The organism is Gehongia tenuis, assembly GCF_014384795.1.
GTDB classification, from domain to species: Bacteria; Bacillota; Clostridia; order Christensenellales; family NSJ-53; genus Gehongia; species Gehongia tenuis.
The window spans coordinates 688,613-704,222 of sequence record NZ_JACRSR010000001.1; the positions used below are offsets into that span (position 1 = coordinate 688,613).

The 15,610-nt window shown below is 58.7% G+C and carries 15 protein-coding genes; all 15 read left to right on the forward strand.

The genetic code is table 11. The annotated features are described in order from the left end of the window. The first annotated feature begins 51 nt into the window (after window positions 1-51). The 15 genes from dnaJ (at window position 52) to ppdK (ending at window position 15,578) form a co-directional block, all read left to right on the forward strand. Window positions 52-1,200: a molecular chaperone DnaJ gene (gene dnaJ / locus H8696_RS03495; RefSeq protein ID WP_249314972.1), complete on the forward strand. Its 1,149-nt coding sequence runs from the start codon at window positions 52-54 to the stop codon at window positions 1,198-1,200. A 25-nt stretch (window positions 1,201-1,225) separates the two neighbouring features. Continuing rightward, a complete protein-coding gene (gene prmA, locus H8696_RS03500) occupies window positions 1,226-2,203 on the forward strand; it encodes a 50S ribosomal protein L11 methyltransferase (RefSeq protein WP_249314974.1) in 978 nt (325 codons plus the stop codon). 1 nt (window position 2,204) lies between these two features. Beyond that, window positions 2,205-2,936: a 16S rRNA (uracil(1498)-N(3))-methyltransferase gene (locus H8696_RS03505; RefSeq protein ID WP_249314977.1), complete on the forward strand. Its 732-nt coding sequence runs from the start codon at window positions 2,205-2,207 to the stop codon at window positions 2,934-2,936. Then, window positions 2,933-4,249, forward strand: a complete 1,317-nt coding sequence (gene mtaB / locus H8696_RS03510) for a tRNA (N(6)-L-threonylcarbamoyladenosine(37)-C(2))-methylthiotransferase MtaB (protein ID WP_249314979.1) — start codon at window positions 2,933-2,935, stop codon at window positions 4,247-4,249. Before H8696_RS03505 ends, mtaB begins: the two co-directional genes overlap by 4 nt. 59 nt (window positions 4,250-4,308) lie before the next feature. Then, window positions 4,309-4,641, forward strand: coding sequence for a histidine triad nucleotide-binding protein (locus H8696_RS03515; protein ID WP_249314980.1), 333 nt, complete (start codon window positions 4,309-4,311; stop codon window positions 4,639-4,641). A 113-nt stretch (window positions 4,642-4,754) separates the two neighbouring features. Then, entirely contained in the window at window positions 4,755-4,928 is a 174-nt protein-coding gene (gene rpsU / locus H8696_RS03520) for a 30S ribosomal protein S21 (RefSeq protein WP_249314981.1), read from the forward strand. Window positions 4,929-5,037: 109 nt separating this feature from the next. After that, window positions 5,038-5,319 carry a sporulation protein YqfC gene (gene yqfC / locus H8696_RS03525; protein WP_249314982.1) on the forward strand — a complete coding sequence of 94 codons (282 nt, stop codon included), beginning with the start codon at window positions 5,038-5,040 and terminating at the stop codon, window positions 5,317-5,319. 15 nt (window positions 5,320-5,334) lie between these two features. After that, entirely contained in the window at window positions 5,335-6,495 is a 1,161-nt protein-coding gene (gene yqfD / locus H8696_RS03530; protein WP_249314983.1) for a sporulation protein YqfD, read from the forward strand. A gap of 137 nt (window positions 6,496-6,632) precedes the next feature. Further along, complete coding sequence (locus H8696_RS03535) at window positions 6,633-7,619, forward strand: PhoH family protein (RefSeq protein ID WP_330605309.1); 987 nt, start codon at window positions 6,633-6,635, stop codon at window positions 7,617-7,619. Between the two features lie 223 nt (window positions 7,620-7,842). After that, window positions 7,843-10,080: an HD family phosphohydrolase gene (locus H8696_RS03540; protein WP_249314984.1), complete on the forward strand. Its 2,238-nt coding sequence runs from the start codon at window positions 7,843-7,845 to the stop codon at window positions 10,078-10,080. Continuing rightward, the gene (gene ybeY / locus H8696_RS03545; protein ID WP_249314985.1) at window positions 10,077-10,565 is read left to right on the forward strand and encodes an rRNA maturation RNase YbeY; all 489 of its coding nucleotides are present in this window, start codon (window positions 10,077-10,079) and stop codon (window positions 10,563-10,565) included. Before H8696_RS03540 ends, ybeY begins: the two co-directional genes overlap by 4 nt. After that, window positions 10,562-10,945, forward strand: a complete 384-nt coding sequence (locus tag H8696_RS03550) for a cytidine deaminase (protein WP_249314986.1) — start codon at window positions 10,562-10,564, stop codon at window positions 10,943-10,945. The genes ybeY and H8696_RS03550 overlap by 4 nt, the downstream gene beginning before the upstream one ends. After that, window positions 10,942-11,832 (forward strand): GTPase Era, encoded by an 891-nt coding sequence (gene era / locus H8696_RS03555; protein WP_249314987.1) that lies wholly within the window; start codon window positions 10,942-10,944, stop codon window positions 11,830-11,832. Before H8696_RS03550 ends, era begins: the two co-directional genes overlap by 4 nt. 213 nt (window positions 11,833-12,045) lie before the next feature. Next, a complete protein-coding gene (gene recO / locus H8696_RS03560; protein ID WP_249314988.1) occupies window positions 12,046-12,780 on the forward strand; it encodes a DNA repair protein RecO in 735 nt (244 codons plus the stop codon). 152 nt (window positions 12,781-12,932) lie between these two features. Then, entirely contained in the window at window positions 12,933-15,578 is a 2,646-nt protein-coding gene (ppdK, locus tag H8696_RS03565) for a pyruvate, phosphate dikinase (RefSeq protein ID WP_249314989.1), read from the forward strand. The last annotated feature ends 32 nt before the right edge of the window (window positions 15,579-15,610 follow it).

Consider the following 15,610-nt stretch of genomic DNA (forward strand, 5'->3'; position numbering starts at 1 on the left):
CTTCCTGTGCTTCATGATAAAGTGGGGCAACGGGTTTGAGGAGGTATTGATTTGGCAGCGAAAAGAGATTATTACGAGGTATTGGGCGTACCTAAAACGGCCTCCGACGCGGATATCAAGAAGGCTTTTCGGCAGTTGGCCAAGAAGTATCACCCCGACGTGAATCCCGGCGATAAGGAAGCGGAGGCCAAGTTCAAGGAGGTCAACGAGGCCTATGAGGTTCTGAGCGACGCCAAGAAGCGCTCGGAATACGATCAGTTTGGACACGAGGGCCCCATGGGCGGTTTCGGCGGTGGCGGCGGCAGCTACACGTACAGCACCGGCGGCTTTGGCGGGGGCTTTGAGGATATATTTGACGCCTTCTTTGGCGGCGGCTTCGGCGGCCGCACCAGCCGGCCGAACAACGGCCCCCAGCGGGGCGGCGACATTCAGGTGAACGTGACGCTGAAGTTCACCGAGGCCGCTTTTGGCTGTAAGAAGGAAATTCAGGTGAGCCGCAGCGAATCCTGTGAGGAGTGCGGCGGCAGCGGCGCAAAGAAGGGCACCTCGCCCAAAGTCTGTCCCACCTGCGGCGGCAGCGGACAGGTGCAGACCTCCCAGAATACCCTGTTCGGCCGCTCGGTGGTCATGCGTCCCTGCGCCCAGTGCCAGGGCACCGGCCAGATCATCGAGACGCCCTGCCCCAAGTGCGGCGGCAAGGGCCAGGTGAAAAGGACAAGGACCATCTCCGTCAATATTCCCGCGGGCATCGACAACGGCCAGGCTGTGACCCTTCGGGGCCAGGGTGAGCCGGGGCTTCGCGGCGGTCCGGCCGGGGATCTGTATGTGCGGGTTACCGTGAGACCCCATCAGCTCTTCCGCCGGGAGCATTACGATCTTCGGTGCGAAATGCCCATCACTTTTACCGAGGCGGCCCTTGGCGCGGAGCTTGAAGTGCCCACCCTGGAAGGCAAGGTGCGCTACAAGATCCCCGAGGGCACTCAGTCGGGTACGGTTTTCCGTCTCAAGGGCAAGGGCGTGCCCGTCCTTGGCGGCAACGGCAAGGGCGACCTGTTCATCAAGGTGACGGTGGAGGTGCCAAAGCGCTTGTCCGAAAAACAGCGGGATATTCTCCGGCAGTTTGACAGCACGGTGACCGGCAAGGAATACAACGAGCACAAAACTTTTTTTGACAAGATGAAGGAGGCCTTCGGCGGCTAACAGTACTGTGAGGGGGGAATACCGCGTGAAGAAGAAGTGGTTGGAGCTTGTGATTCGGACCACCAGCCTTGGCAGCGAGGTGGTTACCGCCGTTTTGGACGAACTGGATTTACAGGGAGTCGTGATCGAGGACCGGGCCGATGTGATTCGGGACCAGGGCCGGGAGGGCGACTGGGATTATATCGATGAGAGCATCATCGAGAACATGGACGAGGATGTGCTGGTGAAAGGGTACATCTGCAATGACTCCGTGGTTGAGGATACCATCCGGCGGCTCAGGGAAAAGCTGATTCATCTGAAATGCGACGCCGATATGATCGACCTTGGACCGGCGACGGTGGAGGTTCACGAGGTGGACCGGGAAGATTGGGCCAACAACTGGAAAAAGTGGTACAAACCCATGCTGATCGGCAAAAAAGTGGTGGTCCGCCCCACCTGGGAGCCCTATGAGGCCAAACCGGGCGAGGTGGTCATTGACATGGATCCGGGCATGGCCTTTGGCAACGGTTCCCATGAGACGACGCGGATGTGCATTCATCTTTTGGAAAAACGCCTGAAGCCCGGCATGCGGGTGATGGATATGGGCTGCGGCACCGCGATTCTGGGGATCGCCGCGGCCAAGCTGGGGGCCAAAAAAGTGGTGTGCATCGAGCTGGATGGCAAAGCCGCGGAAATCGCCGCCCAGAATGTGGCGCTGAACCATGAGGAGGAAAAGATCGAAGTTTTTCATGGCGACGTGCTGCAAAAGAACAAGGACTGGAAGAACGCGAAGGCCTGGAAGGACTGCAATCTGGTGCTGGCCAACATCATCGCCGACACCATCATGGCCATCGCGCCCGGCGTTTATGAAAAACTGACGCCCGGCGGCATCTTCATCGCCTCCGGCATCATCCGGGAACGGGAGGACGAGGTCTTCAAGTCTCTGGAATCGGTGGGCTTTGTGGAAATGGAAAAGGCCCATATGGGCGAATGGACGGCCATCTGTGCCAAAAAGGCGGGCTGATATGCACCGCTTTTTTGTTATGCCGGAAGATTTCGGTGAGGGGACGGCCACCATCCGCGGGGAGGACGCCGTCCATATCCGGCGGGTGCTCCGCATGGAGAAGGGGGAGCGCATCATCGTATGCGACGGCCGGGGCACGGACTATGACGCCGTGCTGGAAGCGGTGGGCGAGACGGCTTTGGCAAAGCTGGAAAAGGGCCGGCCCAACGCCGCCGAGCCGCCGGTGAACGTGACGCTCTTTCAGGGGCTGGCCAAGGGCGAACGGATGGACTACGTGGTGCAAAAGGCGGTTGAATACGGCGTTCACACCATTGTGCCGGTGGAGATGAAGCGTTCGGTGGCACGCCTCAAGGAAAAGGACAGGAAGGTTCAGCGCTGGCAGCGGATCGCCTTTGAAGCGGCCAAGCAGTGCGGAAGGGGCCGCGTGCCCGAGGTCCAGGAGGGCGTGGCACTGAAGGAGGCCCTTCCCGCCATGGCGGAACTGGATCTGGTGGTGGCGGCCTATGAAAACGAAAAAAGAACCTCGCTGAAGGCGGTTCTCCGCGGTCATCCTCAAGCGGTCAATATAGGTCTTGTGGTGGGTCCGGAGGGGGGCCTGGACGAGGCGGAGATAAAAGATCTTCTTGCCATGGGCTTTGCGGCGGCCAGCCTCGGCCCCCGCATCTTCCGCACCGAGTCGGCGGGGCCGGCGGCCCTTGCCATGATCCTATACGAACGGGAGATGAGACCATGAAGGTGGCCTTTACGACCCTTGGCTGCAAGGTGAACCAATACGATACGGAGGCCATGCTGGAGCTGTTCGTGAAGGCGGGCTACGAGGTGGCGGCCTTTGACGAACCGGCCGATGTCTATGTGATCAACACCTGCACCGTCACCGCCCAGGGCGACCGGAAATCCCGCCAGATGGTGCGGCGGGCGAAGCGGATCAATCCCAAAAGCCTGGTGGTGGTGGCGGGCTGCTATGCCCAGACCGCGCCGCAGGAGGTCATGGCCGTGGACGGTGTGGATCTGGTGCTGGGCACGGAAAATCGGGGCCGGGTGGTGGAATGGGTGGAGGAAGCCCTGCGGGAGCGAACTCCGATGAGCCGCGTCCGCGCTTTTGAGCGGGGCGAGGCTTTCGAGGATCTTTCCATCGCAAGCCATGAGGGGTTTTCCCGAGCCGTGCTGAAGATTCAGGAGGGCTGTGAAAACTACTGCACCTACTGCATCATTCCCTTTGCCCGGGGACCGGTCCGCAGCCGGCCCATCCCTTCCATCAGGGAGGAAGCGCGGCGGCTGGCTGAAGCGGGCTACCGGGAGGTGGTGCTGACGGGCATCCATCTTACATCCTATGGCCGGGATACCGGGGGAACGCTGATGGATGCCATTCGGGCGGTCCATGACGTGGAAGGCCTTCAGCGGATTCGGCTGGGCTCCCTGGAACCGCTCATGATCAGCGAAGATTTTGTAAATAGCCTGAAGGAATTGCCCAAGGTCTGTCCCCATTTCCATCTTTCCATGCAGTCGGGCAGCGCCGCGGTGCTTAAGCGCATGAACCGCCGCTATACGCCGGAGGAATATGCAGGGGCGGCGGAGCTTCTCCGGGCCTTTGATCCGCTGGTGGCCCTGTCCACCGATGTTCTCACCGGTTTTCCCATGGAGAGCGAGGCGGAATTTGACGAGACCTGTGCCTTTGTGGAAAGGATGGCGTTCAGCCGGATTCATGTCTTTCCTTTTTCGGCAAGGCAGGGCACGGCGGCAGCCAAAATGAAGGGCCAGCTGGACAAAAAAACGAAGGAGGCCCGGGCGGCGAAGCTGATTCGTCTGGGGGAGTGTCTGGAACGGGAGTATGCGGGGAAACTTTTGGGGACCCGCCAGACGGTGGTGCTGGAGGAAGACCTCGGGAACGACCGTTTCTCCGGATGTACCCCCCAGTACGTAAAAACGGAGGTGCAGCTCGCCGGGGGCCGCAGCGGCCAGCTTCTGGACGTTCTCATCACCGGCGCGGCGGGCGCCGTTCTCGAAGGAACGCCGCTTACAAAAATTGCGGGGGCCGCGAAGATATGATAGAATGTTGGAGAAATGTTTGAAGGCCCGAGGGCCTTTAGTCTAAGGAGGGTGGAAGCATGTGCATCTTTTGCGATATTGCATCGGGAAAGATTCCCTGCAAAAAGGTCTATGAGAACGACGATGTCCTGGCCTTTCACGATCTGGAACCACAGGCGCCGGTGCACGTTCTGGTGATCCCCAAAAAGCATTACGACAATATCCTGGCGGTGCCGAAGGGCACGAATTTGATGGACAGCGTCCTGGAGGCGGTTGCCTTCATCCAGAAAAATTTTGCGCTGGAGAGCGGTTTCCGCGTGGTGGCCAATACCGGCAAGGACGGCGGCCAAAGCGTGGAACACCTGCATTTTCACGTCCTTGGCGGCCGAAATCTCGGCTGGCCTCCCGGATGAGAAGGGGTATTGCATTTTGAATGTAACTACGGTATAATGGTTTATACGCGATGGAGCCATGGCATAAAGCTCAGCTCCATGGACTATGTTGTTGCGGAGGGAGGGGAGATTCAATGTCCGAGATCCGCGTTGGTGAAAACGAAAGCTTGGAGAGCGCTCTCAAGCGCTTTAAGCGGAAATGCGCCCGTTCGGGGGTTTTAGCTGAGGCTCGCAGAAGAGAGCACTACGAAAAGCCCAGCGTGAAGCGCAAGAAGAAGGCTGAGGCAGCCCGCAAGCGCAAATATTGATTTGAAACCAAACCCGGCTTATTATGCCGGGTTTTGTTTTTCGGCATAGAAGGCGTCCGCCTTCTTTTTTTTATGCCCGCGGCATATCCTTAGGCGAGGAGGGGTGGGTGTGAAAAGACCGTCCAAACAACGTATTAAGACCCATCTGGCGGACATCCTGGAGCTGCCCAGCGAGATCATGCTGGACCTGCCCCAGATCACGCTGATCGGGCGCCGCCAGCTTTATTTGGAGAACCACAAGGGCATCATCGAATACACGCCGGAAAAGATCCGGGTGAACACCTCCCAGGGCACCGCCACCATCCTGGGCAGGGAAATGGTGCTGCAGAATATGGGTGCGGAGGACATCCTGGTGACGGGCCAGGTGAACCATGTGGACTATGACGGGTAACGGGGGGAGTGGGCTTTGACCTGGTTTTGGCGCTATTTATTGGGCTATGTGACCGTGAAGATCTCCGGCCTTTCGCTGGAGAAGATGCTGAACCTCATAGGCGTGGAGGGCATCCGAATCTGGGGCGTGAAGCGGCCAAGCCATACGGTCATGACGGCCAAGGTGGGCAAGGGCCGGCTGGAGGCGCTCCTCGACGCGGCGTCGCGCAGCCGCTGCAAGGTGGAGATTCTGGGCAGGCGGGGCCTTCCCTATCTTTGGCACAACCTTTTGAAGCGCAAGGTGCTGGTCTTTGGCGTGGCCCTTTTTGTGGCCGCTCTCATCTTCCTTTCCTCCTTCATCTGGGACGTGGAGGTGGTGGGTACGGAAAAACTGGACCCGGCGGGCATCATGGCCTATCTCAGCTCACAGAACGTGAAGCCGGGCATCCGTCAGTCGGAAGTGGATTTCCATGTCCTTGCCGACGATATCCTCGGCGCCTTTCCTGAGCTCAGCTGGGTGGGCATCTCCATGAAGGGCATGCGCCTGCATGTGGAAGTGGTGGAGGGCGAGCCAAAACCGGAAATGATCGACGAGAGCGTACCGGCGGATATCGTGGCCGGCCGGGACGCGGTGGTCTATGAGATCACGGCCCTCGCGGGCAAAGCCAAGGTGAAGGCCGGAGATACGGTTAGAAAGGGCGATGTTTTGATCGAAGGGGTGCTGGGCCCGGAGGAGCGGCAGATCAGGGTGCGGGCCAAGGGCACGGTGCTGGGCCGGGTCTACTATGAGGGCACCGTGGTCCGGAACATGAACGAGGATGTGGCCGCCGAGACCGGCCGCACAGCGGTGCGAAGATACATCGACATGGGCACCTGGACGGTGCCGGTGGAGGGCGAAAAGCCGGATTACGCCGATTATGAGCTGTCACAGCGGCGAACGCCTCTGTTGGGAAAGCTCTACTTTCCTGTATATCTGGTGGAGGAGGAGTATCGGGAGGTGATCCGCGGCGTCGCGGAGAAGGATGCGGACAGCGTGGCCAAGGCCGCCCTGGAGGAAGCCTATCAGCAGGCCCTCGCCCAGGTGCCGGACCCGGAAAGCGTCCTTGAGCGCAAGGATAAGGTGACGGTGGAGGGCGGCGAGCTCAAGGCCACGGTGTACTTGGAGGTGAGCGAATCCATCGGCGTGGTTGAGCCCTGAAGAGAAGGCCTTTGGCCTTCTCTTTTTTCATAGAGCAAAGCCATCCAGGGCATAACATTACCAGGCAATGGCCTTGAAAGATCGCCGCCAATGCACTATAATTGAAAGGATTTCAAAGGAGAATCGAGGAGAAGTTTTTGGTAGATTACGTGGAATTTGACGACATGGCTCAGGTGATGAGCGTTTTTGGTTCCTTCGACGAGCATGTAAAAACGCTGGAGAAGGCGCTGGAAGTCAGCATTCAGCTCCGCGAGGCCAGGGTGGAGATCCATGGAGAGCCGGAGGCCGTAAAGGCGGCCGTGGACACGGTGGAAACGCTGAAGAAGCTTTTGGCCAATGGAGAGGTGATCAACGACTGGATGGTGAACCACGCCCTGGAGCTCGCACAAAGCGGCAACGTGGACGATGCGGTGGCGGCCATGACCAACGTGATCGCCTTCACCTGCCGGGGCAAGCCGGTCAAGTGCAAGACCCTCGGCCAAAAGAACTACATCAAGGCCCTTAAAGAAAACACGGTGACCATCTGCATCGGCCCTGCGGGCACGGGCAAGACGTACCTTGCCATCGCCGTTGCGGTGACCATGCTGAAGAAGAAGGAGATCTCCCGCATCATCATGACCCGTCCGGCGGTGGAGGCGGGAGAGAAACTGGGTTTTTTGCCCGGCGATCTCCAAAGCAAGGTGGACCCCTACCTCCGGCCCCTGTACGATGCGCTGTACGACTTCCTGGGCCAGGAACAGTTCCAGCGGTACTTGGAGAACGGCACCATCGAGGTTGCACCGCTGGCATACATGCGGGGCCGCACGCTGAGTGACGCATTCGTGGTGATCGACGAGGCGCAAAACGCGACCCTGGAGACGCTCAAAATGGTGCTCACCCGCTTCGGCGAGGGGGCCAAGGTTGCGATCACCGGCGACGTGACCCAGGTGGACCTGCCCAAGGAACAGGGGTCAGGCCTGCAGAAATGCGCCGACCTTTTGAAGGGCATTGAAGATATCGAAGTGGTGAATCTGACCAACCGGGACGTCGTGCGCCATAAGCTGGTCAAGGAGATCATCAAGGCCTTTGAGAAATACGAGGCCAAAACAAAACCGGATTCAAACCGGAACTACCGGAGGAAATGAGGCTCCGGGCCGTGAACCGCCAGCATCACGCTTTATCGTGAGAATCGGCCCTTTTCCGGCGGCCAAACGTGCGGTCCTGCCTTCAAGATGCAAGGACGCCCTTCGGGGCGTCTTTTTTGCATTCGTGAAGGAGGGGATTTTCATTTTTCATAGCAATCTGATAGCCTTTCTGGTATAATAGGGCAAAATAGTGGATATGATCAGCAGCCCGAGGAGGTGCACCGTGAAAAAATCGAGGGAACCTTGGGAGGAACCCGTTCAGAAAACCGAAAGAACTTCCAGGCAGAAGCTGGCCAATGTTTTGGTGGGCGTATGCAGCTATATCATTATCTTTTTGCTGCTCATTGCGGCAATCACCCCGAAACAGTACAATCTGTCGGTGGGGAATATTGCGCCGGAAACCATCAAGGCCACCAAGGACGTGGAGGATACCATCACCACCGAACTGAAGCGCAAGGAAGCGCGGGAAGCGGTGGAGACGGTTTATAAGAGTGACGCCACGGTTGCGGACCGGGTTCTTGCCGATATGGATGCCTACTTTGGCGCTTTGGTGCAGGTGAACGCAAAGGGCGCGGAGATCCGTCAGCAGAAACTGGCGGATCAGCTGGGCGCAGGCACCCCGCCGCCGGCCTCTCCCGGGGAGGACGGCGCCACGCCTGAACCCACGGCGACGCCCACGCCCACACCGGAGGCCACACCGGCGGACGTCTTTTCCGATGAATTCATTTCGGCCATGGCCGATATCGTGCCCATTGAGCTGACGGACAGCGAGATTCTGGCCATTCTGGAGGCCTCTCCGGAGGAACTGGAGAATTTGAAAAATACGGTGGAGGTGCTCTCCACCGAGGCGCTGGACAGCGCCATCAAGGAGGAGGGACTGGCCGACCAGAAGGTTTCCATCGTACAGGAGCTGCGGGAGAGTAGTGTCCCTCAAAGCCTGCAGGCCGTTGGCGCGAGGGCTGTTTCAGACTACCTTCAGGCGAATCTTCTCCGGGACGAGTCTGCCACCGAGGCGGCGCGAAAGCAGGCGGAGGAGGCCGTGCAGCCCATCGTCTACAAGAAGGACCAGAATATCGTCCGGGACGGTGAAGCGGTGACCGAGGCTCAGCATGAGATGCTGAAAACCCTGGGCCTTATCCAGAGCAACTCGGTGGACATCCTGCTTTACGTGGGGCTTGCCGCCTTCCTGCTCATCATCTTTGTGATCTTCAGCGGATATTTGGTGGAATACGAGACCTGGATTTTGAACCACCTGCCATCCCTGGTTCTGCTGGGCGTTATGGGCGTGCTCATCCCAGCCTTCACCTTGCTGGCCAACTTTGTGCACCCCATGCTGGCGCCCGTGGCTTACGGCACGCTGACCATTGCGCTGCTCCTCAAGCCCAGGCTTGCCATTCTCTACAACGTCTTTGCCTCGGTGATGATGGGCCTTATCGTCGTGTTTACCCCGGAACAGGGCGCGCTGGGAACGGCGGCCTACAATCTTGGCTTCATCTCCATTCTAAGCGGCATGGCGGGCATCTCCGTGGCGCGGCGGTCCTATCAGCGCAGCAACCTGGTTTTCGCCGGATTTGTGCTTGGACTCATCAATGCCCTCGGCATCCTGGCCACGGGGCTCATGTCCAGCAACAACAATCTGGAAACCTTCCAGGCCGCTGGCTGGGGCCTGGTGGGCGGACTTTTGTCGGCCATTCTGACGGTGGGCACTATGCCCATCTTTGAGAGCATCTTTGGACTGCTGACGCCCCTCAAGCTTCTGGAGCTGTCCAATCCCACCCAGCCGCTGATGCGAAAGCTGCTCCTCGAGGCGCCGGGCACCTATCACCACAGCGTGGTGGTGGGGAATCTGGCGGAGCGCGGCGCGCAAGCGGTGGGCGCCGACGGCCTTTTGGCCAGGGTGGGCGCCTACTACCACGATGTGGGCAAGCTGAAGCAGCCCTATTTCTTCAAGGAAAATCAGATGAGCGGCGACAATCCCCACGACCGGATTTCGCCGGAGCTTTCCGCCTCCATCATCCGGGGACACACCCAGGCGGGCTATCAGATGAGCCAAAAATACAAGATTCCCCGGCGGATTCAGGATATCATTTTGCAGCACCACGGCACCACGCTGATCAAGTTTTTCTATTACAAGGCCAAGCAGGACAATGAAAACGTGGATCCGAAGGATTACCGTTATCCGGGACCCCGGCCCCAGAGCCGGGAGGCCGCCGTGGTGATGCTGGCCGACTCCATCGAGGCCGCGGTGCGCACCATCAAGGAGCCCAACCAGGAGAAGATCCGGGAGATGATGGAGAGCATCGTCAAGGATAAGCTGTCCGACGGCCAGCTGGACGAATGCGATCTCACGCTCAAGGATCTCACCCTCATTCAAGATGCGTTCATGCAGGTTTTGACAGGGGTCATCCACGAACGGATTGAGTATCCTAAGATGGATGATGTCAAGGAGGGATCGAAATGACCGTTGAAATCGACAACCGTCAGGATATTATTGCCTTCGACACCGCTATGAAGGATGTGGTTCATCAGGCTGTGGCTTCGGTCATGGAGGTGGTGGACCGGGAGAAGAATGTGGAGGTGTCGGTGGTGCTGGTGGACGATCCCGGCATCCGGGAGCTCAACCGCACCTTTCGAAACGTGGACCGTTCCACCGACGTGCTGTCCTTTCCCATGATCGAGGCGGGAGAGGATGCGGGCGAGCTGGACATCGATCCGGAGACCGGCGAAATCTTCCTTGGAGACATCGTGATTTCCCTGGAGACCGCCCGGCGCCAGGCCGAGGATTTTGGGCATTCGCTGGCCCGGGAGGTGGGCTATCTGACGGTGCACGGCTGCCTGCACCTTCTTGGCTATGACCATGAAGCGGAAGCGGAAAAGCAGATGATGCGCCTTCGTGAGGAGGAGGCGCTGGGACGCATCGGACTCTCCCGGGAGGGCGAGGGATGACGGACCGGGAGCTGGTGAAGCTGGCCTGGGAGGCGCGGGAACGGGCCTATGTGCCCTATTCGGGCTACAAGGTGGGCGCTGCCCTCTTTGACGGAAGCCGGGTCTTTTTGGGATGCAACATTGAAAACGCATCCTACGGCGCCACCTGCTGCGCCGAGCGGACCGCCCTTTTCAAGGCGGTGTCCGAGGGCGCGGCGCGTTTGGAAAGGATCGCCGTCGCCGCCGAAAGTCCGCCCTATCCCTGCGGCATCTGCCGGCAGGCGCTGAGCGAATTTGCGCCCGAACTCATCGTTTTGGTTTCCGACGCGCCGGACCGCTATGAGACGCACACCCTTAGGAAATTGATGCCCTACGCATTTGGTAAGGAGCAATTGATATGAAGAATTTTAGGAGCGGCTTTGTGGCCATCCTTGGCCGGCCCAACGTGGGGAAATCCACGCTGATGAACGCCATGATCGGTGACAAGGTGGCCATCGTTTCCCCCAAGCCCCAGACCACCCGCAACCGGTTGATGGGCGTTTTGACCAAGCCCGGGTTCCAGATCGTGTTCTTGGACACGCCGGGCATCCACCGGCCCAAGAACAAGCTGGGGAACTACATGGTTAAAAGTGCTGAGGATGCGGCCAAGGACGTGGACGCCATCCTGGTGGTGGTGGACGCCAAGTCCGGCGTAGGCCCCAACGACCGCATCATCTATCAGAATGCCGCCGCCCGCAGGGTGCCGGTGGTGGTGGCCGTCAATAAATCGGATGTTTGCAGCGAGGAGGAGCTTTTGAAGGCCCTCTCCGCCTTCAGCGACGCGCCGGAGCAGGTGGAGATCCTGCCCACCTCCGGCAAGACGGGCAAGGGGCTCGAAGAACTGGTGGATCTGCTGGAAGGCTATCTTCCCGAGGGCCCCCACTACTTTCCGGAGGACATGATCACCGACCAGCCGGAACAGGCGGTGGTGGCGGAGCTCATTCGGGAGAAGGCGCTGATGCTTCTTGAGGAGGAAGTGCCCCACGGCATCGGCGTGGAGATCCTGTCCTTCAAAAAACGGGAGAATCAGGATCTGGTGGATATTCAGGCCACCCTTTACTGCGAGCGGGAATCCCATAAACGCATCGTCATCGGCAAGAATGGCGCCATGCTGAAAAAAATCGGCTCCATGGCCCGGCCGGATATCGAGCGGGTGCTGGGCAACCGGGTCTATCTGGAGCTTTGGGTGAAGGTGAAGGAGGACTGGCGCAACAAGATGTCGGTGCTGCGCACCCTGGGCTACGAATAGTAAGTATTGCATGTTCCCCCTGAATTTGCTTTGTATGAACAGCGCGCTCTTGAAGCAAGGTAAGGGCTGGAGGGGATAAAATGACGGACGATCACAGGGTTGAAAACATGGCTTGGGAACTGTTTGAAAAGGACGGACACATCGGAGAATATCTGTTCTATCGAGCGGTTTCAGATGTAGAGGACGATTTAAGCCGCTAAGGGGGCGATGGCCATGATCCATACGGTGACCGGTATGGTGGTAAGATGGGCCAACTATGGTGAGGCGAACCGCATGCTCACGGTGCTGACCCGGGAGATGGGCAAGATCAGCGTGGGCGCGGTGGGCTGCCGCAAGCCCAAAAGCAGGCTTGCTTCCGGCGCCCAGCTTTTTTTCTATGGCAGACTCATGGTGCGGGAGAGCAAAGGCCGCAACTACCTGGCGTCGGTGGAAATGCTGGACGCCTTTTTTGATTTGCGTTCAGACGTGCGCCGTCTGGCTTACGCCACCTATCTTGCCAACGCTGCTGAAACCTTCATGCTGGAAGGGGAGCCGAATGAGGAGCTGTTCCATCTGCTCCTGTCCGCTGTAGCCCAGGTATGCTACGGCAGCGGCGATCCCCGGGATATTCGGGATATCTATCTGGTGAAGCTGATGGATCTCATGGGTTTTTGCCCGGAGGTGGAGCACTGCCTTCGCTGCGGCAAAGCGAACGAGCCCGCCATGCGATTTGTGCCGGAGGAGGGCGGCGTATTGTGCACCGCCTGCGCGCCCCTTGCCGGCCGGCCCATTTCCGCCGGCGCCCTTCGCATCATTGCCAGCAGCCGCTGGATACCGCTGACCAAGATGGGCAGTTTAAAGCTCGGCCATTACCGGGAGGAGATCGAGGATGCGCTGCTTGGTTTCGTCCGCTATCACATGGACACCCGCTTCAAAGCTTTGGCCTTTCTGGATGAAATCGAGAATTGATTCATGAATCGTGCAAAATGATGGATTTATTTCAAAATGGCAAAAAAACGGTTGTTTTATAAAGCAAGATGTATTACAATGAAGGACGGGTAAAAGCCCGTCCATTTCAATTTAGTCAACAATATTTTTCTATTATGTAAGGAGGATCGACCATGTCGAAGAAGTATGTGTACCTCTTCAGCGAAGGCGACGCGTCCATGCGTAACCTGCTGGGAGGTAAAGGCGCGAACCTGGCTGAAATGACCAAGCTGGGTATGCCGGTTCCCCAGGGTTTCACCGTGAGCACCGAAGCCTGCACCCGTTACTACGAGGATGGTAAAGTCATTTCTCAGGAGATCTTGGATCAGATTCTGGATGCCATGGAGAAGACGGAGAAGATCACCGGCAAGAAGTTTGGCGATCTGGAGAACCCCTTCCTGGTTTCCGTGCGTTCTGGCGCCCGCGTGTCCATGCCTGGTATGATGGACACCATCTTGAACCTCGGTTTGAACGATGTGGCTGTGAAGGGCGTGGCCAAGCTCACCAACAACGAGCGCTTTGCCTATGACAGCTACCGCCGTTTCATCCAGATGTTCTCCGACGTGGTTATGGAGATTGAAAAGAGCAAGTTTGAGGCCATCCTGGACGCTGTCAAGGAAGAAAACGGCGCCAAGCTTGACACCGATCTCACTGCTGAGAACCTGAAGGACGTTGTGGAGCGTTACAAGGCTCTTTATAAGCAGGAGAAGGGCGTGGACTTCCCTCAGGACCCCAAGGAGCAGCTGCTTGAGTCCGTCAAGGCTGTGTTCCGTTCCTGGGACAATCCCCGCGCCATCGTGTACCGCCGCATGAACGATATCCCCGGCGACTGGGGTACCGCTGTTAACGTGCAGGCCATGGTTTTCGGAAACATGGGCGACGATTCCGGTACCGGCGTTGCCTTCACCCGTGACCCCGCCACCGGCGAGAACAAGCTGTATGGCGAGTACCTGATCAACGCTCAGGGCGAGGATGTTGTGGCCGGTATCCGTACCCCGCAGCACATCAGCACCCTGGAGCAGGCTATGCCTGAGATCTACAAGCAGTTTGCGGACATCGCCAACCGTCTTGAGAACCATTATAAGGACATGCAGGACATGGAGTTCACCATCGAGCGTGGTAAGCTGTACATGCTGCAGACCCGTAACGGCAAGCGCACCGCCGCCGCCGCCCTGCAGGTGGCTGTGGACCTGGTGAAGGAAGGCATGATCACTAAGGAAGAAGCCCTGATGAAGGTTGATCCCAAGCAGCTGGATTCCCTGCTCCATCCCACCTTCGAGGCTGCTGCCGTCAAGAAAGCGAAGCCCATCGCGAAGGGCCTGCCCGCCTCCCCCGGCGCTGCCTGCGGTAAGGTGTACTTCACCGCTGAGGACGCTGTGGAAGCCGCTGGCAAGGGCGAGAAGGTTGTTCTGGTCCGCCAGGAGACCTCCCCGGAAGATATCGAGGGTATGTATGCTTCTCAGGGTATCCTCACCGCCCGCGGCGGCATGACCTCCCACGCTGCGGTGGTTGGCCGTGGTATGGGCGTGTGCTGCGTTGTGGGTTGCGGCGAGATCAAGATCAATGAAGAAGACAAGTACTTCACCGTGGGCGAGATCAAGATCAATGAAGGCGACTTCATCTCCTTTGATGGCACCACCGGTAATGTTTATGGCGAGGCCATCCCCACTCAGGAAGCCGGCCTCAGCGGCAACTTCGCCACCCTAATGCAGTGGGCCGACGAGACCCGTACGCTGGGTGTGCGCACCAACGCTGACAGCCCCCGTGACGCCAAGGTGGCCGTGGGCTTCGGCGCCGAGGGTATCGGCCTTTGCCGTACCGAGCACATGTTCTTCGAGGAAGACCGTATTCCCGCCGTGCGTGAGATGATCGTGGCCAAGTCCGAAGATCAGCGCCGCAAGGCTCTTGCCAAGCTTCTGCCCATGCAGAGGGGCGACTTCAAGGGTATGTTCGAGGCTCTGGAAGGCCGTCCGATGACCATCCGGTTCCTGGATCCGCCGCTGCATGAGTTCCTGCCTCACGAGGACGAGGACATCCGCAGCCTGGCTGCTGAGATGGGCCTGACCTTCGACGAGCTGAAGGCCACTGTGGAAGATCTCCATGAGTTCAACCCCATGCTGGGCCACCGCGGCTGCCGTCTGTCCGTGACCTATCCTGAAATTGCTGAGATGCAGACCCGTGCCGTGATCGAGGCCGCCATCGAAGTCAAGCAGGAGAAGGGTTACGACGTGATCCCCGAGATCATGATTCCCCTGGTCGGCGACGTGAAAGAGCTGAAGTATGTGAAGAACGTTGTGGTTGAGACTGCCGAGACCGTGATGGCCGAAAAGGGCGTTAAGCTGAACTACAAGGTCGGTACCATGATCGAGGTTCCCCGTGCTGCCGTGACGGCCGATGAGATCGCCAAGGAAGCCGAGTTCTTCTCCTTCGGTACCAACGATATGACCCAGATGACTTTCGGCTTCTCCCGTGATGACGCCGGTAAGTTCCTCAACGATTACTATGACAAGAAGATCTTCGAGCAGGATCCCTTCGCCCGCCTGGATCAGGTTGGTGTGGGCCGCTTGCTGAAGATGGCCGTGGAACTGGGTCGTCAGACCCGCCCCGACATCAAGCTGGGCATCTGCGGTGAGCACGGCGGAGATCCGTCTTCCGTCATGTTCTGCCACAACATCGGCCTCAACTATGTGTCCTGCTCGCCCTACCGCGTGCCGATCGCTCGGTTGGCCGCCGCTCAGGCGAAGATCCTGGCTGAAAAGGATGTTTTCCAGGACAAGTAAGCCGCTGATTCAAAAAGACCCGTCCGTTGAGG

Excerpts from the sequence above, each read along its gene's own strand:
- H8696_RS03505 (WP_249314977.1), top strand. The coding sequence starts at position 2,205 with ATGCACCGCTTTTTTGTTATGCCGGAAGATTTCGGTGAGGGGACGGCC.
- mtaB (WP_249314979.1), top strand. The coding sequence starts at position 2,933 with ATGAAGGTGGCCTTTACGACCCTTGGCTGCAAGGTGAACCAATACGAT.
- H8696_RS03515 (WP_249314980.1), top strand. The coding sequence starts at position 4,309 with ATGTGCATCTTTTGCGATATTGCATCGGGAAAGATTCCCTGCAAAAAG.
- rpsU (WP_249314981.1), top strand. The coding sequence starts at position 4,755 with ATGTCCGAGATCCGCGTTGGTGAAAACGAAAGCTTGGAGAGCGCTCTC.
- ybeY (WP_249314985.1), top strand. The coding sequence starts at position 10,077 with ATGACCGTTGAAATCGACAACCGTCAGGATATTATTGCCTTCGACACC.
- H8696_RS03550 (WP_249314986.1), top strand. The coding sequence starts at position 10,562 with ATGACGGACCGGGAGCTGGTGAAGCTGGCCTGGGAGGCGCGGGAACGG.
- era (WP_249314987.1), top strand. The coding sequence starts at position 10,942 with ATGAAGAATTTTAGGAGCGGCTTTGTGGCCATCCTTGGCCGGCCCAAC.
- recO (WP_249314988.1), top strand. The coding sequence starts at position 12,046 with ATGATCCATACGGTGACCGGTATGGTGGTAAGATGGGCCAACTATGGT.
- ppdK (WP_249314989.1), top strand. The coding sequence starts at position 12,933 with ATGTCGAAGAAGTATGTGTACCTCTTCAGCGAAGGCGACGCGTCCATG.